We start from the raw sequence: 19,900 nt of genomic DNA on the forward strand, positions 1-19,900 counted from the left end.
ATCTCTATAAATGATTACGGCCGAATACCCGCCAGCGCCAAGACAGGCTTCATCCGTTCGGCGGCAAGCTCCGGATCGGCCAATAGCCCGGCCCTGTCGGCAAGCACGAACAGCTGGGCCAAATGGACGATCGAGCGTGATCCCTCCGCTCCCCCGATCATGCGGAAATGCGGTTGGTGGCCGTTCAAGTAGGCCATGAACACAATTCCCGTCTTGTAGGCGTATGTCGGCTTCTGGAAAATATGACGCGACAAGGCAACGGTAGGCTCCATAATCGCCTCATAACTGACCAGATCGCCTGCGTCTAGCGCATGAAGCGCCTGGGCGGCGGCCGGCGCGATCGCGTCGAATATGCCGAGCAGCGCATGGCTGTAGCCCTGCTCATCACCCTTGATCAGTTCCGGGTAGTTGAAGTCGTCGCCGGTGTACATCTTGACGCCTTCAGGCAGCAGCCGGCGCATCTTGATTTCTTTGCCAGCATCGAGCAGCGAGATTTTAATCCCATCGACCTTATCCGCATTTGCCCGAATGACGCGCAAACAAACGTCCATCGCCTCGTCCAGATCGTTCTTGCATCCCCAATAGCCGGCCAGAGCGGGATCGAACATGTCGCCGAGCCAATGCAGAATGACCGGCTGTTTCACCTGCCCCAAAATGCGCCCATACACCCGCTCGTAATCCTCGGGCCCTTTCGCGCAGGCGGCAAGCGCGCGGCTCGCCATCAGAATGACTTGACCGCCCTCGCCTTCGATAAAGCCGACTTGCTCTTCATAGGCGGCCTCCACGTCGGCGATCGTGACCCACGGTCCCGGAAACAGATGGTCGGTTCCCGCGCCGCAGGCGATTTTGCCACCGACCGAGCGCGCTTCCGCGATCGAAGCGCGGATAAGCTCCTTCGAGCGGTTCCAGTCGAGGCCCATGCCGCGCTGCGCGGTATCCATCGCTTCCGCTACGGCCAGACCGAGCGACCACAAATGGTGCCGGTAGGCGAGCGTCGAGTTCCAATCAATCTGCGAATGATGCAGCGGATCTGCGTCCGCAAACGGATCGCAGACGACATGGGCGGCCGAGAAGGCGATGCGGCCCGTAAACGGCTTGGCCGGCACGGAGAACGAGCCTGCATTGCCCGGAGTATATTCATACAACGCTCCCCCTGCGCGGGGGAGGAGCAACGATTTGGCCATCTGTATTCCTCTCCTTAAGAGGTAATTAAAAAAATCGGCTTTTGATCACGAAGTATAGCTATGAAGCTTACTCGACGTCGAATCTTGAATTCAGCCGGGCCTTCCGCTACTCACGTAGGCTCACCTACGCTGCGTTGCTCAGTCCCTAGCTTCATCCAACCTTCTCGGTGCTGAAAACCCGATTTTTTTAGTATTTATTTTTACAGGCTCAGCTTCGGCACGTCGATCCAGCGGCGTTCCTGCCACGACTGCAAGCTGAGATCCGCAAGCTGGGTGCCCTTCGCGCCTTCGAGCAAATCCCACGGAAACGGCGTGCCGATGACGACATGCTTCAAGAAGAGTTCCCATTGCACCTTGAACGCGTTGTCGTATGACGCGTTGTCCGGCACCTCCACCCATAGGTCACGGAACTGGAACGGGTTCGGAATATCCGGATTCCATACCGGCTTCGGCGTATTGACCCGATGCTGCGTCTTGCAGTCCCGCAAACCCGCCACAGCGCTGCCTTCGGTGCCGTCGACCGTAACCGTGAGCAGATCGTCGCGGTCTACGCGCACCGCCCAGGACGAGTTGGCCTGCACGATAATGCCGCCTTCCAGCTCAAACATGGCGTACGCCGCATCGTCCGCCGTGCATTCGTACGGAACGCCCTGCTCATCCAGACGTTTCGGAATATGTGTAGCGGCAAGACAGGAAACAGCCTTCACTTCCCCAAACAAGTTCTCGAGAACATAGCGCCAGTGTGCAAACATGTCGACGATAATGCCGCCGCCGTCTTCCTTGCGGTAGTTCCACGATGGACGCTGACCCTGCTGCCAGTCGCCCTCGAACACCCAATAGCCGAACTCCATCCGCACGGACAGGATACGCCCGAAGAAGCCAGAGTCGTTTAAGCGTTTCAGCTTGAGCAATCCCGGCAAAAACAGCTTGTCTTGCACGACGCCGTTTCTCACCCCGGCCTCAGCGGCGATGCGGGCCAGTTCAAGCGCCCCTTCAAAATCGACGGCCGTCGGCTTCTCGCAATAAATATGCTTTCCCGTGGCGATCGCCTGCTTGATGCTTTCGGCGCGGCGCACCGTCGTCTGGCTGTCGAAATAGATTTCATAGTACGGATCGGCGAGGCATGCTTCAAGATTGGTACTCCAACGTTCGACGCCGTGGGCGGCGGCCAGCGCCTGCAGCTTGCTCTCCTGCCGTCCGACCAGAATCGGGTCGGGCATGATGACGTCTCCGTCCGGTAACGCGACGCCCCCTTGCTTGCGAATCGCAAGAATTGAACGGACCAAATGCTGGTTGGTTCCCATCCGTCCGGTAACGCCGTTCATAATAATGCCGATGTTGCGAACTGCCACATTCATCGCTCCCTTCGCTTCGTATAACCGTATTGTAGTCGATGCGAAACCGCTTTTCTTACGATTACGGGAACACGATTCTCAATTTTGGAAGCGAATTATTCGAGCAAAAAACAAAACCCCCCGCCGGCGCTTATCCGATGGGGGATGAAGGGGAAAATATGTTTCAATCAATCGGCTGGTCGTCCTTTGATCGTTATCTTGTTCGTTTGATACCACTATTGTGCGCTCGCTGTCCGTTTGACGGAAGGATCCCTGCCTACTCAGCTTGCTCGGGCGCGTTCAGTTCCCGGTACGTTTTTGGCGACAGCTTGGCGACCGCTTTGAACGACCGGTAAAACGTAGACACGGAATCGTAGCCGACCTCGAAGCAGATCGATATAATGTCCTTACCCGTTTCCACCAGCAACTTCTGGGCGACGCGGATGCGTACCTCGGTCAAATATTGCATCGGTGTCATGTTGTACCGTTCCTTGAAGATGTTGTTCACATGCCTCGTGCTGATGTCCAGCTTGGAGGCGATGTCCCCCGCGGTCAGCGGATCAAAATACTTCGAATCGATATAGCTGCGAATTTTCTCGGCGCGCAGCTTGTTGGAGCTGGAGCCCGCTCCGGCGGCCTCCGTTCCGGCCGATCGAACCAGCAAGAGCAGCAGCTGGGACAGCTGGACTTTGAGCGAAAGCCGTACGAGCGGCGACAGCTCCCTGGACTGCTCGAACAGCATTTTCCTCAGCAGCTGACGCAGTTCACTCGCAGCAAACAATCCCGGCTTCATCAGGCAGGAGGCCGGAAAGTAGGCGTGGAGCAGCTGCGCCCTCATATCCGGATCGAGCACTGCCTCGTCAAACGCCAACACTAACAAGGTCAGCCTGAAGTCGGACATGACTGAGTGGACGGAATACGGAACGATCAGCGCCGTATCGTCGACCGCAAGCTTCCGTACTTCACCCCCTAGCCGGATAGTGCCTTCCCCTTCCAGCACAAATAGCAGCTGGTGCGTCTGATGATAGTGCTCGGACACGAGATGCCCGCCCCTATGTTTCTGCTCGTATAAGTCTATCGCATTCCTGGACAAGTCGATCCATTTCATCGTCACGGCGAAGCCCCCGTTTTTTTGAGCGTTACATTTAAAGCGTTTCATTTAAAGCCATTTTAGCGCGATCGGCGGCTTCTATACAACATTTTAGAATAAGTGAAGCTGACATGAACATTTATCGTTTGAACAAAAATAGCCGCAGCTACGCGGCTAATAAGCGTGTATATTCTTGTCGTCTACATGACCAAATCAATCTGGCAACATACCCCTTCATTGTTCTAATATTTATAATCTAACTCCAGTTCTCTCCCCGTTTTATTCCATAGTTTTCGAGGGCTCGGATGCCACAGCTGCCGAGGACGTAAAATAGGCCTGCAGCCTCCGGTTCAACCATATGGAAGCCGCAATAAACAACGCCACACCGATTAACTTGACGGGCTGGGCAATAAAATCGGACAGATGCATTCCGATATAGGAAACGCAGAATACCATGACACCTTTGCCTAGAGTTACGGCTGCCGCAAAGGAAACCGACGACATTCGCGTTAATCCCGCGGCCATGTTTATGACTACGAACGGTCCTATCGGGAGCATGCTTAAGAGAAAAACGAAGCTAAACCCGTTCCTCTGCGCCCATACCATGGCCATCCGTAATTTGGGCTTGACCGCCCAGCGTTGAATAAACGGTGTATCCGACGCTTTGCGAAAAAGCCAAAACGTAAGAAAACTGCCCGTTACAAGGCCGATCCATGAATATAAAAAACCCAGCCACAATCCATAGATGGCGGCATTGGCGCCGACAATCATGATCGTAGGCAGTGGCGGAACGAAAGACTTTAGAAAAGTTAGCAGAATGCCGGGCAGTGGCCCCAGCGAGCGGAAACGCTCCAAAAGGAGTTCGATGTTTTGCTCCGTAAAATACTCCATTATGCTGATCTCAGCGCCTAACATAGTATGTGTTTCCCCCTATAACTCCAAGTGATTTCATTATAACTCTATATTATGCTCTTATTTTCTAAGGTAGCAGAAGTTCTGTCCGCATCATTCTACTATTCAAATTTTAACTGGAGCGAATCACAAATTGGCATATAGCCTATCTTTTGATAGATGCTATTAGATGTGGGATTTGCTAAGTCCGTATATAAGACACATTTATTAAACCCTTTATCCAATGCAAGTTGGCTTATTTGCGCCACAATTGAAGTAGCGTAACCCTTCCTGCGCTCATATGGAGGGGTATATACAAATGCCACGCCAATAGCCGTCTGCATTTCCCTTGTATATCCTGCCATAGAAACGGGTATCCCATTGTCCTCTAAAATATAGAGCTTTTTTGATGCTATTCGGTAGAGGTAAGGGTCTGCAATTTGCGGGATGGACATTTCTGTTTTGCCATAACTCCCCGCTGCATAAAATGCTTCAGCCCAGTATGGGAAAAAGTGAATATCCTTTTCATTTAGCAATCGAACGATACCAACCTTTTGAATGTCTGGGTTTACTGCCGTAAGTTCATATATACGTTGGCTCATGGTTGTTTTAAAGGTTATTCCCCTGCGCAAGGTATATTCTTTGGCAAAATATTCTGCCAAGTTTTTTTCAGTTATCACACCTGGAATTTCACGGTCTTTCAGCCCATCTATCAGACAGTTTATAGCATCTGGGTTAATGATGTTGTCTGTTGCATAAAGCGTAATATTGTGTGGCGGTGTCATTATGGCGGTAAGTTGTATACCCTTAGCATCCGTAATAGTTGCCATAAGCCAATTTACAGGGTTACGCCAGTCTGTTTTGTCTTTTCCTTCATGCCCAATGATGATATTGCCAAGAGGAATCAAATTTTGTGCTTCATGACGCATTAGCACTTCATAGGTGTCATTGTAAAACTCATGCACATCCGTATACAACTTGAATTGCATTGCAATATCACCCTTTCATCTGCTCAACTCCTGATCTTTAACCCCGCCTGTTAAACTACACCAATCCCTATCAGCCTATCGCACTCGCTTCTTCTTTCTACCCTGCTTAGCCACGTATTATAAAATGCTAAAACTACATCTGAAATGAGAACTCTTATCAACCACGGTTAACCATACATGTTCTTGTCTTTTTCGGCAAACATTTTAATGGATTTTTGATCTCCCAAAAATTAATTTTTTTTGAACATATACCCATGTCCCCATAATGTCCGAATCCATCCATTTCCTTCCGGGTAATAGGAGAATAGCTTATCACGCAGGCGTTTAATGTGGGTATCTACTGTACGCCGGTCGTAAATCACTCTGTGCGATGGCTTCCAAACTTCAGTATGCAATACTTCACGAGAATATACTTGTTCTTGATGTGTGATCAGGAAATAGAGCAGATCATATTCTTTCGGAGTCAGATGGACCTCATTTTGTTTCACCATAACACGACGTGCTGAAGGATAAAGCACAATTTCACCAATCTTGAAAGCGTTATTTAGCAATTCATCGGTTTCAGAAACATAGGAACCGGGAGAATATATACGGGTTATCATGTTTTGGATACGCAGCACAATTTCCCTTGGGCTAAATGGCTTGATGACGTAATCGTCTGCTCCCGCTTCAAAACCTTCAATGCGGTCCTTTTCTTCCGATCGCCCAGATAACAACAGAATCGGAATATCAGGTTGCGTCTGTTTCATACACTTGCAAACCTCAATCCCATTCATGTCTGGCAGCAACCAATCCAGCACGATCAAATCATAATTTGCGTGGTTCTCACAATATCTTTCGATGGCTTGTGTACCATTCGGTGCTTCTTCGACTATGAATCCTTCGAACTCCAAATACATTCGTAGAATGTTGCGAATGCGTGTCTCGTCATCAACTAGTAAAACTCTTCTATGGTTTGCCATCATTTTCAATCGCCCTCCTATGGCCTGAGTGAACCGAATCAACCAATTAGCTTACAGGAGCTCAAGCGGTTTAAACTCCAGATTCACCAATCATCTGTAGTTCAATCTGTTTCAATTTATAAAAGTATCCCTTCTGTTCCATCAATTCCGTAAATGAGCCGATCTCCACAATTTCGCCCTGCTCCATGACGACAATCTGATCCATCTTCTCTAGACCGGTGAGGCGATGACAAATGAGAAGAAGTGTATCTCCGCTCGCTTGCTCGTACAATTGCTTTAGAACGCGTTGCTCGGTTACATAGTCCAGAGAAGACGTTGGTTCGTCAAGTAACCAAAGTTGCCCTTTGCGTAGCATGGCTCGCGCTAAGGCAAGACGCTGTTTTTCTCCATCGGATAAGTTTTCACCGTTCTCATAGACCACCTGGTTTAGCGAAACATTTGGTAATTGGGCTTTAGCAAGTATCTCCATTAGCTCCTCGTCAGAATGTTCATCTGCATTCTCCAACAGATTTTCACGAAGCGTCCCTTTGAAAAAATGGCTTTGTTGCAACACTACATTTGTCAATTCCCAGATGTTTTCCTCATCCAATTCGTTAATCAAGACTTTGTTTATGCGTATATTCCCCGATGTTGTTGTTCTCAGTTTGAGCAACAACTCGATTAACGTAGATTTTCCTGACCCGCTCGGCCCAACAATCGCTGTTTTAGAACCTGCAGCAAGATGTAGTGAGAAATTCATTAGTGCTGGCCTCCACTCCCCCTCATATTGAAAAGTAGCGTTGCTTATTTCAATGGATACAGGTAAATCGGTTGGCAAAGACTCAGACTTACTCAATCGCAATGTTGTAGCTTGAGATGGTATTGTTTCCGTCAGCCGATTGGCTGCATGTTCGCTATCTTGCTTATATGCAGGTAGTACAGCCAAAGCAGCTGCCTCTTCGAAAACGGTTTGCGTGGCCATGACCATCATGGCAAGAAATACGCCAGCAAGTCTTCCGTCCAGAATCAAATAGGCACTGAGCGTCAGCACACCCCAAGTAATAAAAAATGTAACAAAAACATGCATGGATTGTCCCAGTAACAATTGGACAGCAGCTCGTTGCTGTTCAGCTGCCAATGAAGCTGAATAGCGCTGAAGTTGCTCCTCACGCTGTGCCAACTGCCCATAAATCTTTAAATCACGAAATCCATACAGTGTTTCTGTGATTTCGGTGGACAGTTTCGATCGCTGCTCGCGGACACGCTCATGTATTTTTCGCTGTCCCAACAGAACGATTCCAGGCACGACCAGTGAAGTCATCAACATTCCCAATACCAGCAAACCAGCAATCCAGAAGGAATAGGAAGCTGTAAAAAGCACCGTTGCCAAAAACACCATAATTACAATAAGCGGCGGATATGCAACGCGCAGAAAGTAGTGTTGTAAACTTTCTACATCTCCAACGATCCGTGCAAGTAAGTCCCCACTTCGATTTTTATTCAGTATTCCAGGTGTCAAAGGGATGAGCTTAGCAAAAAAGGAAGTTCGCAAACGGCTGAGGATGGAGAACGTCGCCCGGTGGGTATACAATCGTTCTCCATAACGGCTCACCGACCGGAGAAAACCAAGAAATTTCACAAGAGATGTAAGGATAATCAATGTATAGAGCGGTGGCGCAAATACCGTTTGAGAAATCAGATACCCGCTTGCGGAAAAGAGAGCTACACCCGCTATTCCAGCAATAAACCCTCCTATTATCGAAAAGATAATATCCTTCCGCTCTTGAAACATCGCTTTCGAAAACATAGCCAGCTCACTCATGCTAATTCTCCTTTTTGTTGAACAGCGACCATTTCAGCATATTGGGGCAAGCGCTTCAGAAGTTCCTCGTGACACCCTGAATCCACGATCGATCCATGGTCTACAAACAAAATTTTGGTGGCGTGTTGAATCGTATATAAACGATGTGCCACAGTAATCATGGTAGAGGTTTTCGACAATGTGGAAATGGAACGTTGCAGTATGCTTTCGGTGCGCAAATCGAGCCCTACTGTAGGCTCATCGAACAATATGATGGCAGGTCGCTTCAAAAATGCGCGTGCCAGGGCAAGACGTTGCTTTTCGCCACCAGATAGTCCACGTCCGCCTTCGCCAACGAATGTATCAAACCCCTTATCCAATTGTGCTGCAACCGCTGTAAGTCCGGCTTCCTCTGCCGCCTTCTCGATTTCTGCCCTAGAAACGTCCCTACCTGCACCGATCGCAATATTTTCTGCGAATGTACCAGCAAAAATGTAAGGGTGCTGTGTGATGTAGCTAACATGTTTAAACCATACATCTTCATGATCATGAGAGAGAGGGTTTCCATTAACCAGAATGATCCCCGAATCCGGTTTCAGCAAACCGGCAATAAGATGAAGCAGTGTCGTTTTACCGGCTCCACTCTTACCAACAATGGCAATGTTGTCCCCCGGTTTAAGAAACACACTTCCCGAGTGGAATTCAAATGAATCAGGAGCATACTGAAATCGTACATTTTTCAGTTCTATCGAAGGGGGTACTGGAAGTGGCTTTGCATGGGACAATTGAAAATTTGGCATCCGATCGTTACCATCGCTTACATGCGCTTCTACCCTATTCTTCTCAAGCATACTCTCAACCTTACGGATCGCTCCCATGCTTGTCCGCCCGCTATGGAAAGCGGTGCCTGTATTTTTTAAGAGATTATAAAATTCTGGAACGAGTAACAGAACGAGTAAAGCAGTGTGAAACGCCATTGATTTGAAAACAACCAACTGAATGGCCAACTCAAGGGCGACAATACCGATACTAAGCATCACAATGGATTCCAACATGAACGTATTCATGAATGCGATTTTCAAAATATCCATGGTTGTGTCACGATAGTTGAGACTACTGCGCTCTATCTCCTGTTGCTGAAGCTGAGTTCGCCCGAATATTTTCAATGTAACCAACCCTTGAAGGGAATCCAAAAACGTACCGGAAAAGTTGGCCAGCTGCGCGTATTTTTCTTCAGATTTATTTTTCGTCTTTAGCCCCACCAGGATCATGAATATCGGAATAAACGGAGCCGTAAACATCATGATCCAACCTGAATTGGCATGTTGAGTAAATGTAACGATCAGGATTAAAATGGGAATTATCATCGCTTCCACCATTTTCGGGATGTACTGACTGAAATAACTATCCACCTCATCTACTGCATCCAATGCTACGCTGACCCTCTCTCCCGTCTGTTCCTGAAGACTTAAACCCATGGAAACACGGGTCAAGTTTTGCAAAACAGATTCACGCATGTTGGTCTTTGCAGTGGCAGCCATATGGAGACCAATTCTCCCATTGACAAATGATAACAATGTACGTAAAGCCATAATCGCCAAAAGCATGCCAAGGATCATAGCTACGGATGAGAAAGAGGCTTTTTCCACGAAGATGCGCTGAATAGCTTCTGCAAGCAATGCAGCCTGACCAACAACGGCTGTACCAAGTGCAATGGATATGATGCCAAGAAGAACAAGATATTTTCGTTGTGCAGACATGTGTTGCGCAATGAGGTTTTTATTTCTCTTCACGTAAAAACTCTCCTCCTTCCGGAAAGTGGCGTTGAGGGAATATTACAGTAAGAAACAATGTACTAATCTATTTGTTTCCTTTCACATAATCCGCATCAAACAGAAAAAGCCTGAAGACCAAGATCAATGAAGGAACTAAGAGACACATACCACCGATAAACGCCACAACCAGTGCGAATCCCATAGACGAAGAGGTGACACTTCTTTGAATGGTGATGTATGGATCAAGAATGTAAGGATATTGCCCAATGCCGTAAGCAAAAAAAGCACTGAAGAATTGCAGCATGATGCATATAAACGCCATCCCGTAACGGCCTCCTCGGTATAATAACCACATGGCAATCATGAAAAATGCAATGGAGAACGCGAGTAGCCACCATAAATCCATCATATTTTGGAAATGCCGGTCATTGTGCTGACCCAAAAAAATAAATGCTGTCAGTGCGGTAACGATTGTAGGCGTGCTCCAAAAAAGCGCATAGGTTCGCATCAATTTTAATGCAGCATGATCTTCAGCACGCGAAGCGTAAAAAGCCAGAAAAGCAGCGCTAATGAATAATACAGATACAATGGCCAGTCCAACGATGCTCCAAGACAGTGGACTGCTCAAGAGTGCCCAGTAATCCAACGAGGCCGTCTCTCCTTGTTTCAAGATAAATCCGCCTTCGGATAATGTCAGCGCCACTGACAAGGAAGCAGGAATAAGCACTCCGGTTGCTCCATACAGAAACAGATAAACCATATTATTTTTGGAGCCATAATTTTCAAATGCATAGAATGAACCGCGTATAGCGAGCAAAATGACCGCAAGACTTCCTGGGACAAGCATGGCTGATCCATAATAATAGGAAGTTTCCGGGAAAAAGCCGATGATACCAATGTAGAAAAAAACGAAAAATACATTCGTGATTTCCCAAACTGGCGATAAGTAGCGAGAAATCAGTTTATTGATTACATGGTCCTGTTTGGTTAAACGAGCATAAAAGGCAAAGAAACCTGCGCCAAAATCAATGGAAGCGATGATGATATATCCGTACAAAAACAACCAGAGCACTGAAATTCCAACCAATTCGTAATTCATCATGTGTGCTCACCCTTCAATGTTGATTTGTCACTTGCACGCTGCGTCCACGTCTCCATCTCAACTTCCGCCGGATTATTATTGAACATGCGACGAAGCACAAGAACACTAACGGTTCCCAATACTATGTATAGTAGAAGGAAAAAGAAAAAAAGGATCCTGACGCTTGGGGATGTCGTAGCCGCTTCCTCTACACGCATATATCCTCGGATAATCCAAGGTTGCCTGCCGAGTTCTGCGTAAAACCACCCCAGTTCAACTCCTAAAAAAGCAAGCGGTGCTCCTAATGCAATCATTCGCAGCATCCACTTGTTGAGTTCGTTACGCTTTTTCCAAAGCACAAATAGGAAATACAGAAAGGAAATGCCTAATAATAAAAATCCAATGGTCGCCATTAAATCGAAAAAATAATGAACCACGAGTGATGGTTGTTCGTCGATAGGAAACTCATTAAGACCCGTTACTTCTGCATTGAAATCTCCAAAAGCCAAGAAACTCAGAAATTTGGGAAGGTGGAGTGCTCCTATAATTTCATGCTCAGCATTAAGCCACCCTAAAAATATCAAATCTGCGCCACTTTTAGTTTCAAAATGCCATTCGGCAGCCGCAAGTTTTTCAGGTTGATGTTCGGCCAAAAATTTAGCGGATACGTCTCCGGCAAATGTGTTTACTAAACTAAACACTAAAACGACAGCCATCATCAGCTTTAAGGCTTTTTTGTGGTATGCTGAAACCCCTTTTCGAAGTATTGCAAATGCTGCAACACCTGCCAGCAGAGCAGCTCCTGTTAAATAGGCCGAACTTAATACATGAAACACCTTGGAGAATGTTGCCGTACTCAGCATTGCTTGAACGGGGTCAACGGCTGTGAATTGTCCTCCTTCGAACGTAAATCCCCCGGGTTGATTCATAAATCCGTTTACCGTCGTGATAAATACTGCTGACATCCCTGCACCGACGACAACAGGAATCGTTAGTAACCAATGCATCATCGGGTTTTTAAATCGTTCCCACGTGTACAGATAAATCCCTAGGAAAATGGCTTCAAAAAAGAAGGCGAACACTTCCATAAACAATGGAAGCGCAATAACATTTCCCGCAAGTTTCATGAAATTGGGCCATACCAAGGAGAGTTGTAACGAAATTGCTGTTCCTGTGACTACGCCTACTGCAACAGAGATAACGAACCCTCGTGACCACCTCTTTGCCATTAGAATATAGTGAAGATCTTTCTTACGAATACCGATAAACTCGGCGAGTGAAATCATTAATGGGATACCTACGCCAAGTGTCGCGAAAATAGCGTGGAATCCTAGTGTCATTCCAGTCACGAGTTTACTCCATAGCACCGTATCGATTCCCATATTAACTTCCTCCCTTCCACGCTGTTCCTGTACACAAAATGAAAAATGAAATCATCAGGTTTAGACGTAAAACTTTACGACCTTTGGGGGCTAACATATGCTCTGCTCCATCGTGAATAAAAAGAGAACTTTTTCACATAGTAAGTTGGCATTTCCCCAAATTTGTGAGAAATGCAGTTGAAATATTACAAAACCTGATATTTAAAATTTATTATATATTCGACGTTTAGCCTTGCAATCGTGGTCACACCTTCTCCTCTAAACGTTCAAGTAAAGATCAATTCTTTCTTACAACTCCGTGAAAAATATAAAAACCACCCGTTTGGGCTATTGCATAAGACAGCTGCCCAGCTCCATTCCAATGTGCCAGTACACCAGATTAACTGGTCTTTAAGCAGCATTGCTGCAAATAGGATGAGAAGATTTTTGTATTCATTAGCATGTGCTTGTTATCCCCATCCAACTTGCTGAGTAAAATCCCTCCTTCCAACAAGGAAAATGCAAATGATGCTAGCGCATCCACATCCAGATCCTCCCTAAACTCCCCAGCTTGAATGCCGTCACGAATAATACTTTTCATCATATCCAAGAAGGTATGCATCCCTTGCCTTGCCTGACCACAAAGCTCCAAATGAGTATCGTCACTTTCTACAGCTGTATTCTGCATGGGACATCCGCCAATAAATGGGGGATCGTTGACGACATTCTCATAGACACGAAAAAAAGCAACCAACTTTCCTGACGCAGACTGCTCTTGATCGACCGCTTCAGAAAATTTACTGGCGACCATACTGGCAGCATAATTGTAGGCTTCAAGCGCTATCTCGTCTTTACTGGCAAAATGTCGATAGATGCCCCCCTTCTTAATTCCTGTGTCGGCAATAATATCGTTTAGCGATGTACCGGCATATCCTCTCTGGTTAAAAATTTCAGCCGATTTCATAATAATGTGTTCCCTTGTTCTGTCCCCTTTTTTCATGAGCTCCTCCGTATGAACCGTATTTTATTTCATTTGTTTTAAACGAATTACCCAATTCGTCCTTGCAATTCACTAATATCATGCTAATATAAAAAATACCGATCGGTCTCTTTTCGCATTATACAGCAAGCCATTCTAGAATGAAATAGCACTGGGTCATTTTTATTTCATTGCAGGCATTGGCTTGTTGGAATAAATAAAACTTATAGGGGGATTTTTCAGTGACTGTAAAAGTAGGTATAAACGGTTTTGGACGAATCGGACGACTCGCTTTTCGCCGAATTCAAGATGTGGAAGGCGTCGAGGTTGTAGCGATTAACGACCTTACGAACGCTAAAATGTTAGCTCATCTGCTCAAATATGATACGACGCAAGGCACTTTTCACGGTGACATTGAAGTCCATGACGGAACCTTCAAAGTAAACGGCAAAGAGGTTAAGGTTATGGCTAAGCGGAATCCTGAAGATCTTCCTTGGGGTGAGCTTGGCGTTGATATTGTTCTCGAATGTACAGGCTTCTTCACCACAAAAGAAAAAGCCGAGCTTCACCTGAAAGGCGGAGCAAAGAAAGTCGTCATTTCCGCCCCTGCTACAGGCGACATGAAAACGATCGTATACAACGTGAACCATGACACACTGGACGGAACGGAAACCGTCATTTCCGGCGCTTCCTGCACAACAAATTGCCTGGCTCCTATGGCTAAAGCTCTGCACGACAAGTTTGGTATCCAATTCGGGCTGATGACGACCGTTCACGCTTACACGGGTAACCAAAACACGCTTGACGCTCCGGATCCAAAAGACGATTTCCGAGCTGCTCGCGCCTCAGCGGAGAACATCGTTCCCTACTCCACCGGTGCCGCAAAAGCCATTGGCCTGGTTCTTCCGGAACTGAAGGGCAAACTGGATGGGGCATCTCAACGTGTACCTGTACCAACAGGTTCCGTGACTGAACTCGTTGCCGTTTTGAATACCAAGGTAACGGTTGAGCAAGTTAACGCTGCTATGAAAGAAGCTTCCGATCCAGAAACTTTCGGCTACACGGAAGACGAAATTGTATCTTCCGATATTAAAGGCATCACATTCGGTTCGCTCTTCGACGCCACGCAGACGAAAGTTCTGACAGTCGGTGACCAGCAATTGGTGAAAACCGTAGCTTGGTACGATAACGAAATGTCTTATACAGCCCAATTGGTTCGTACTCTGGAGCACTTCGCTAAGATCGCTAGATAAATAATCAAAAGATGGAGAGAAGGAAAATTCTATGAAGGATGCACTCCACAATACGATGATGCCGATTGTTCGGCATTAGTCTGGTTTTGACGGGAGGCGCGTCGGTTGACGCTATACCATCAATCCGCGGCGACGCCATGCGGTTTATCCTGAATTCCGAACCGAAAGGATGATCACAATGAAAATTCTCGTCACGGGAGGCACCGGCTTGCTCGGCGGCCGGCTGATCCCGAAGCTCTTGGAGGATGGTCACCAGATATTCGCCCTCACACGCTCTGTATCATCTCACGCCAAACTCAAGGCCATAGGTGCGACGCCGGTCGATGCCGATCTCGAAAGCAGCACGCCAATCGTGTTACCGATGATCGATGCGGTTGTGCATGCTGCCGCCCTTTTCCGCTTTTCAGGGCCTCGCGAACCCTTCTTCCGTACCAACATTGATGGCACCGCAGCCTTGCTGAAGGCAGCCGAGTCCGCCTGTGCGAAGACATTCGTCTACATCAGCGCGGCGGGGATCAACATGGATAACGGCGGTACGCTCATCCGCGACGCCGATGAAAGCGCGCCGACTTTCCCGGACCACTTCTCCGCCTACCTGGCGAGCAAGGCACGGGCCGATTCATTGGTTCTGGCAGCCAACAAACCCGGCTTTCGCACAATCGCGCTTCGCCCACCGGCTATCTGGGGGCCTGGTGATCCGTTTAGCCGAGCGCTTCCCGAAGCAGTCGGGTCTGGACAGTTCGCGTTCATCGACCGCGGCGATTACCCTTTTTCAACCTGCCATGTGGACAATGTGATTGAAGCCATACAATGCGCTCTTGAACGCGGAGAAGGCGGCCATGCCTTCTTCATCAAAGACCAGGAAGGGCAGACTTTCCGTGAGTTCGTCGCCTCGCTTGCGAACTTGCAGGGCCTGTCCATCGATAAGCTGCGTTCGATCCCCTACTGGATCGCCTCTGCCATTGGCCGGCTGTTCGACACGATCTGGGCCGTCACGCGGAAAGACGGCGATCCGCCGATCTCACGCTCAATGATACGCATGATTGGGCGTGAGTTCACCGTCAACGATACCGCTGCACGTCGAGAGTTGGGCTATGTCGGAAGAACTTTGCGCGATGCTGGCTTGCAAAGCTATGAGGAACCATCTGCTCGACGATAGGGCTTTGGTGGGTAAACGATGGCAATCGATAGTAAGTTGTTCTCTGGACTGGCTCTTTTGGCCAATTTGGTAGGCAGCGTCTGACGAAGATGAGCACTACAGGATCATCAAAAAGCCTATTAGCGTAAAAAATGGAGCAGTCGCCGACGGCGAGACTGCTCCTCTATTGTTTAACTAAAGTCTCCGTTCCCTGCTCATCATTTTAGCATAACGCCACTATCTGCTTATCCTGATTACACACTCACCCTGAGCAGCGGGTATAATGGCTGTAAGCTTAATCCGATACAAGGTATCTCCCCATATCTCTCTCATGATTTCGTCCTCGAGTAAAATTTTCTCTACTGAGTACGCATACATTTCGCTGTCATATTGTATTTTTACCCTATTGTAATTTTTATCTTGAAGGATAATATTCCCAATTTCTTGGGTTTGAGGAGGGTGAGGCGTTATTAGAATCTGTGTGATATCATCCGTCACTTGATTCAGAAGAAAATTGTCACTGATTTCAATATTCGGGGACAAATCACGATAGAAATTAACTGATCGTATCCAGCTTCTTATCCCGGCGAATTCGGGGTAGGCTCCCGCGAGATTCATTGATAACGATGTAACTTTATCATTCTGGTTATACTCGACTTCATCGGCCCTAAATTGTCTTCCGTCCTGTTGCTGAACGCCATTTACCATAGGGAGATTGTGATATCCTGATTGCATCGCCCATAGGGTATACCGCTCCGAGAAAAACGATTTAGATGTATAGGTCAATAATCCGGGATCAATTATCATCGGGGAGCCATTACAATATACAATGAATTGTCCAATGTCATTGTGATTATGGCTTTCACCGTTATGCCCGCCCTTGGCAGCTAGGAATAGCCCTTTGGACGAACCCTCCTGCTCTCGTGCCACCATGATTTGAATGCTGTCAAACCATGCATCTCGAATATAAGGAGATTTTCCGGAATATTGCTCTACTTCCGTATAATTAAATAAAGCCGGCAAAAGGCGAAACATGGATGAAAACTCTAAGCGGGTCCCTTCTTCCCGCTTCATTCTCTGGACCCTTGCTCCAAGCTCACACAACCTCGAATCTCCAATACGGCGTCCATATCGATATGTAAGTTCCGCGGGGATATGGACTTGTGCCTGGCTGTCAGCGAAGTTGACAAAATACGAGTCATCGATAAAAGCTTTGTAAATATAACATCCTATTTGCCTAATTTGAGGTTCTTGGTATACATCAATTTTACCGCCGGAAACGCCGTGAAGCAGTTCCAGACTATCAAAAATCGTTCCTCCGGCATACATCCAATACTTCGGACCTTCCTCACAACCGCCGTCTGAAGGGAGTCTATGTAGATACATATCTAAGCTTCTCATCGCCTTGATCACCGCTGCTTCTCGTCGATTGGGGTCGTCTTCCAACAGCAAAAACGCCGCTAAGCAGTTTGAATTACACCATGAATTCCAATTGTTCAGCATCTTCTCCTGATTGAAACCCATCCACCAAAAATCATTCCGCTGTAAATAAGGATCAAGAATCCTCCTTTTCACCTCGTGCTGTATACGCTCGCTTACCATAATGCTTATTCCATCCAATTTGGTTTTCAGCAGATAATAAGTCCATGCAAGCAGCGCGGCCGTCTCGGCAGAGAATAATTCAATGATCTGATCCGATATGTCTGGAAGTGGATCCTGCCTCTTCATCATATAACCGTGACCAGGGATCCCCCAGAATGTTTCTTCACATATACACCATATACCGTTTATGACATCATCCATAAAGCGTCCCTGATTTTCAAAACATTCGGCGATGACTAAAGAAGCCAGCACCTCTCTTCTTTTCCACGAAGCATTGTCAAAATCGACCCGATTACCCGTTCTGCTATAATCCATATATTGAGTGGCAGTTATAGTAGGCCATGCATAATGAAGCTTACTTGTGGCTTCATTGATCCAAAAAGACCTAAGATTCAATGGTAGCTGGTTCCATTGATTTCGGTCTTCGATTGTAGGAAACGGTCGGTAATTATTCCGGTTAAGCAAACACTTTCCAAGATTGTCATTAATAAATCGTTCTGCCAACATGAACGTCAACCTCTCCCCAATATATCAATGATGAGAGCCTCTTACATTAGCCCAATAAAGAATACTTGTTATACCGTTGCATTACCCATAACTTTCGTTCACGAATTTATCATCCACTCCAAAATCAATTACAGATGTGTTGGCAGTTTTACCCGGCAACCGGTACAATACAATGCTCCCAGGTTAATGAATACTATTATGAATACTATTATAAATACTTTTAAATTCTTGAACAAAATCAATCGGCAGCATAGGTTCATCAGAAGCGGCTACTCGTTGGAGCTCTCTTAATCAGTCCATTGATTTTTCATCCAAATTTGACACATCGTTTGCTTGATGAAAATAAATATACTGCAATGCATAACGAAGTTTAATAGCATCTTGTAAATGTACTATTTCTTCTTCTTGGATTGTATTTTCCTTTAGATATCCTTTTATAAAAGTGCGGAAAAACAATCTATAATATTCCGTTTTATTTTCAAATTCCTTATAGGGATAAAAAAGTGCATAACACAATGTAATACCGATATCGTTTATGAAATACGTATAACCGCAATCATCGAAATCGAATAAATATATGTCTCCATTATGCAGATAAAAATTACTTTGACTAAAGTCACTATGAATCAAACCGTATGTATCTTTGGACTTGGGCAGAGAAGTAAGTCTTGTTAATCTTTCTTTTAGAATTGAAATCATTACATCATCAGGTCGCAGGTACTTCTCCGCCTTTAATTGAACTTCTTGGTCCCAGGCTTGTCGTTTAAACGCCGGATTACTCCATTCATAACCCTTTGTGGCATGGTGGATTTTCCCCAGAAATTCGCCCCATATCATGGTATCTTATTGCTTCAGAATATCCTTTGTGTCTATATTGGAGAGGATAAGCGTCGTTAGACCACGGACCGATTGAAGAAATGGTTTTGTGTCTTCGAAAATTTTTGGTCTTTGCCAATGCTCGAATTGGATCTTTATAATGTCATCCGCTACATGAACAATCAGCTTATCGCACTCGTTTCTTCTTTCGACCCTGCTATTTGCCGGGACGTAAAAAACACCTTCAAGGTTTACTTATCTGAAGATAAGACGACATTTTCCTTGAAGGTGTTGTGATTGAGTAATCCTACAGGATGAGGTTAGTCAGTGGAGGTTACCCATTCTTCAGTTTTCTTGAATTACACGTTTCATACTATCGCGTCGCTTTTCACGGCGGAGAATGATCGGAACCGTGATCGCCGCAGCGATCGCCAACAACGGAGCTAATATACCAGCCAGGTGAAACGACGAGTTATGTGTAGAGAAAACGCTAAAGTCCCAAAGTCCGTGCAGGAACATGGAGGCCACGAGCGATCCGGTCGACCTCCTGGCGAGATAGAAGATCGAACCGAGGCCGAATGCCATCACTACCTGGAATAGCGCACCGGCTCCGAGGCCCAAAAACATGCCCGGCAGGTGGAAGACTGCGAACATCGCTGTTGAGAGCAGCCAGACCCCAGTTTCACCGAATCGGCTGCGCAGAGCGACTATCAATTGACCGCGATGGATCATCTCCTCATTGAAGCCGACCAAGATGCTGCCGATGACGAGATACAACCACATGAGGGGTGTAACACGGGTGAAATCTCCGATCAGCATATTCAAGATCGCGATGACCGCCATGATAATCGGGAACGTCATCGTCCATCGAGAAAGATTCTGCCTTTCTACCAGGGCGGGGAGCCACCATCCGTAGATCGTGACGACTGTGAGGGTTAGTATAGCACCGCCGGACAGCGTGGCTACGTACCCGAGAAGAAGGGTCCGCTCACTCTCGCCCACTTGCGTATAGTCGATGCCGTTGAGCACATAAATACCGTAGAAGACTGCAATGTAGAGGAAATATGCGAGAACACCCCATCGCACGAGGGGGCGAACTCGAAGGGCGGGATCCAAAGTTTCTTGCTGCAAGCCCTTTTTGGTTGACATCATAAACAC

The 19,900-nt window shown here is 46.8% G+C and carries 16 protein-coding genes; 2 read left to right on the forward strand and 14 right to left on the reverse strand.

Annotated elements, in window-relative coordinates; genetic code table 11:
- Positions 1–14: 14 nt before the first annotated feature.
- From ABIE48_RS15585 to ABIE48_RS15635, 11 genes are all read right to left on the reverse strand, one after another.
- Positions 15–1,184, reverse strand: a complete 1,170-nt coding sequence (locus ABIE48_RS15585; RefSeq protein WP_192713994.1) for a dihydrodipicolinate synthase family protein — start codon at positions 1,182–1,184, stop codon at positions 15–17.
- A 200-nt stretch (positions 1,185–1,384) separates the two neighbouring features.
- Positions 1,385–2,536, reverse strand: coding sequence for a Gfo/Idh/MocA family protein (locus ABIE48_RS15590; RefSeq protein ID WP_192715260.1), 1,152 nt, complete (start codon positions 2,534–2,536; stop codon positions 1,385–1,387).
- A 259-nt stretch (positions 2,537–2,795) separates the two neighbouring features.
- On the reverse strand, positions 2,796–3,626 hold the full coding sequence (locus ABIE48_RS15595; RefSeq protein WP_260869303.1) for a helix-turn-helix transcriptional regulator: 831 nt from the start codon (positions 3,624–3,626) through the stop codon (positions 2,796–2,798).
- 261 nt (positions 3,627–3,887) lie between these two features.
- On the reverse strand, positions 3,888–4,523 hold the full coding sequence (locus ABIE48_RS15600; RefSeq protein WP_192713993.1) for a TVP38/TMEM64 family protein: 636 nt from the start codon (positions 4,521–4,523) through the stop codon (positions 3,888–3,890).
- Positions 4,524–4,621: 98 nt separating this feature from the next.
- Positions 4,622–5,488: a GNAT family N-acetyltransferase gene (locus tag ABIE48_RS15605; RefSeq protein ID WP_192713992.1), complete on the reverse strand. Its 867-nt coding sequence runs from the start codon at positions 5,486–5,488 to the stop codon at positions 4,622–4,624.
- A 230-nt stretch (positions 5,489–5,718) separates the two neighbouring features.
- Positions 5,719–6,453 (reverse strand): response regulator transcription factor, encoded by a 735-nt coding sequence (locus tag ABIE48_RS15610; protein ID WP_192713991.1) that lies wholly within the window; start codon positions 6,451–6,453, stop codon positions 5,719–5,721.
- 67 nt (positions 6,454–6,520) lie between these two features.
- Entirely contained in the window at positions 6,521–8,251 is a 1,731-nt protein-coding gene (gene cydC / locus ABIE48_RS15615) for a thiol reductant ABC exporter subunit CydC (RefSeq protein ID WP_192713990.1), read from the reverse strand.
- Complete coding sequence (gene cydD / locus ABIE48_RS15620) at positions 8,248–9,990, reverse strand: thiol reductant ABC exporter subunit CydD (protein WP_397341283.1); 1,743 nt, start codon at positions 9,988–9,990, stop codon at positions 8,248–8,250. Before cydD ends, cydC begins: the two co-directional genes overlap by 4 nt.
- A 100-nt stretch (positions 9,991–10,090) precedes the next feature.
- Positions 10,091–11,107 (reverse strand): cytochrome d ubiquinol oxidase subunit II, encoded by a 1,017-nt coding sequence (locus ABIE48_RS15625; RefSeq protein WP_354519229.1) that lies wholly within the window; start codon positions 11,105–11,107, stop codon positions 10,091–10,093.
- Positions 11,104–12,468, reverse strand: coding sequence for a cytochrome ubiquinol oxidase subunit I (locus tag ABIE48_RS15630; protein WP_145018927.1), 1,365 nt, complete (start codon positions 12,466–12,468; stop codon positions 11,104–11,106). The genes ABIE48_RS15625 and ABIE48_RS15630 overlap by 4 nt, the downstream gene beginning before the upstream one ends.
- Before the next feature lie 379 nt (positions 12,469–12,847).
- Entirely contained in the window at positions 12,848–13,447 is a 600-nt protein-coding gene (locus tag ABIE48_RS15635; RefSeq protein ID WP_145018925.1) for a TetR/AcrR family transcriptional regulator, read from the reverse strand.
- Between the two features lie 221 nt (positions 13,448–13,668).
- Here ABIE48_RS15635 and gap point away from each other — a divergent pair, with 221 nt between their 5' ends.
- Positions 13,669–14,679, forward strand: coding sequence for a type I glyceraldehyde-3-phosphate dehydrogenase (gene gap, locus ABIE48_RS15640; RefSeq protein WP_145018922.1), 1,011 nt, complete (start codon positions 13,669–13,671; stop codon positions 14,677–14,679).
- A 178-nt stretch (positions 14,680–14,857) separates the two neighbouring features.
- Positions 14,858–15,838: an NAD-dependent epimerase/dehydratase family protein gene (locus ABIE48_RS15645; protein ID WP_192713988.1), complete on the forward strand. Its 981-nt coding sequence runs from the start codon at positions 14,858–14,860 to the stop codon at positions 15,836–15,838.
- A 216-nt stretch (positions 15,839–16,054) separates the two neighbouring features.
- Here ABIE48_RS15645 and ABIE48_RS15650 read toward each other — a convergent pair whose 3' ends face one another.
- The 3 genes from ABIE48_RS15650 to ABIE48_RS15660 all read right to left on the reverse strand — a co-directional run bounded on the left by ABIE48_RS15650 (position 16,055) and on the right by ABIE48_RS15660 (position 19,891).
- Positions 16,055–17,926 (reverse strand): heparinase II/III domain-containing protein, encoded by a 1,872-nt coding sequence (locus tag ABIE48_RS15650; protein ID WP_192713987.1) that lies wholly within the window; start codon positions 17,924–17,926, stop codon positions 16,055–16,057.
- Positions 17,927–18,217: 291 nt separating this feature from the next.
- Positions 18,218–18,763 carry a phosphotransferase enzyme family protein gene (locus ABIE48_RS15655; RefSeq protein WP_192713986.1) on the reverse strand — a complete coding sequence of 182 codons (546 nt, stop codon included), beginning with the start codon at positions 18,761–18,763 and terminating at the stop codon, positions 18,218–18,220.
- 324 nt (positions 18,764–19,087) lie between these two features.
- On the reverse strand, positions 19,088–19,891 hold the full coding sequence (locus ABIE48_RS15660; protein ID WP_192713985.1) for a CPBP family intramembrane glutamic endopeptidase: 804 nt from the start codon (positions 19,889–19,891) through the stop codon (positions 19,088–19,090).
- Between the last annotated feature and the right edge of the window lie 9 nt (positions 19,892–19,900).

Source organism: Paenibacillus sp. OAE614, assembly GCF_040546645.1.
In the GTDB taxonomy this organism is placed as follows: domain Bacteria; phylum Bacillota; class Bacilli; order Paenibacillales; family Paenibacillaceae; genus Paenibacillus_AQ; species Paenibacillus_AQ favisporus.

What these genes read in the sequence shown, in the direction of transcription:
- ABIE48_RS15605 (WP_192713992.1), bottom strand. Translation starts at nt 5,488, where the DNA reads ATGCAATTCAAGTTGTATACGGATGTGCATGAGTTTTACAATGACACC.
- ABIE48_RS15600 (WP_192713993.1), bottom strand. Translation starts at nt 4,523, where the DNA reads ATGTTAGGCGCTGAGATCAGCATAATGGAGTATTTTACGGAGCAAAAC.
- ABIE48_RS15585 (WP_192713994.1), bottom strand. Translation starts at nt 1,184, where the DNA reads ATGGCCAAATCGTTGCTCCTCCCCCGCGCAGGGGGAGCGTTGTATGAA.
- ABIE48_RS15630 (WP_145018927.1), bottom strand. Translation starts at nt 12,468, where the DNA reads ATGGGAATCGATACGGTGCTATGGAGTAAACTCGTGACTGGAATGACA.
- cydC (WP_192713990.1), bottom strand. Translation starts at nt 8,251, where the DNA reads ATGAGTGAGCTGGCTATGTTTTCGAAAGCGATGTTTCAAGAGCGGAAG.
- ABIE48_RS15595 (WP_260869303.1), bottom strand. Translation starts at nt 3,626, where the DNA reads ATGAAATGGATCGACTTGTCCAGGAATGCGATAGACTTATACGAGCAG.
- ABIE48_RS15655 (WP_192713986.1), bottom strand. Translation starts at nt 18,763, where the DNA reads ATGATATGGGGCGAATTTCTGGGGAAAATCCACCATGCCACAAAGGGT.
- cydD (WP_397341283.1), bottom strand. Translation starts at nt 9,990, where the DNA reads ATGTCTGCACAACGAAAATATCTTGTTCTTCTTGGCATCATATCCATT.
- ABIE48_RS15625 (WP_354519229.1), bottom strand. Translation starts at nt 11,107, where the DNA reads ATGATGAATTACGAATTGGTTGGAATTTCAGTGCTCTGGTTGTTTTTG.
- ABIE48_RS15610 (WP_192713991.1), bottom strand. Translation starts at nt 6,453, where the DNA reads ATGATGGCAAACCATAGAAGAGTTTTACTAGTTGATGACGAGACACGC.
- ABIE48_RS15645 (WP_192713988.1), top strand. Translation starts at nt 14,858, where the DNA reads ATGAAAATTCTCGTCACGGGAGGCACCGGCTTGCTCGGCGGCCGGCTG.
- ABIE48_RS15635 (WP_145018925.1), bottom strand. Translation starts at nt 13,447, where the DNA reads ATGAAAAAAGGGGACAGAACAAGGGAACACATTATTATGAAATCGGCT.
- ABIE48_RS15650 (WP_192713987.1), bottom strand. Translation starts at nt 17,926, where the DNA reads ATGTTGGCAGAACGATTTATTAATGACAATCTTGGAAAGTGTTTGCTT.
- ABIE48_RS15660 (WP_192713985.1), bottom strand. Translation starts at nt 19,891, where the DNA reads ATGTCAACCAAAAAGGGCTTGCAGCAAGAAACTTTGGATCCCGCCCTT.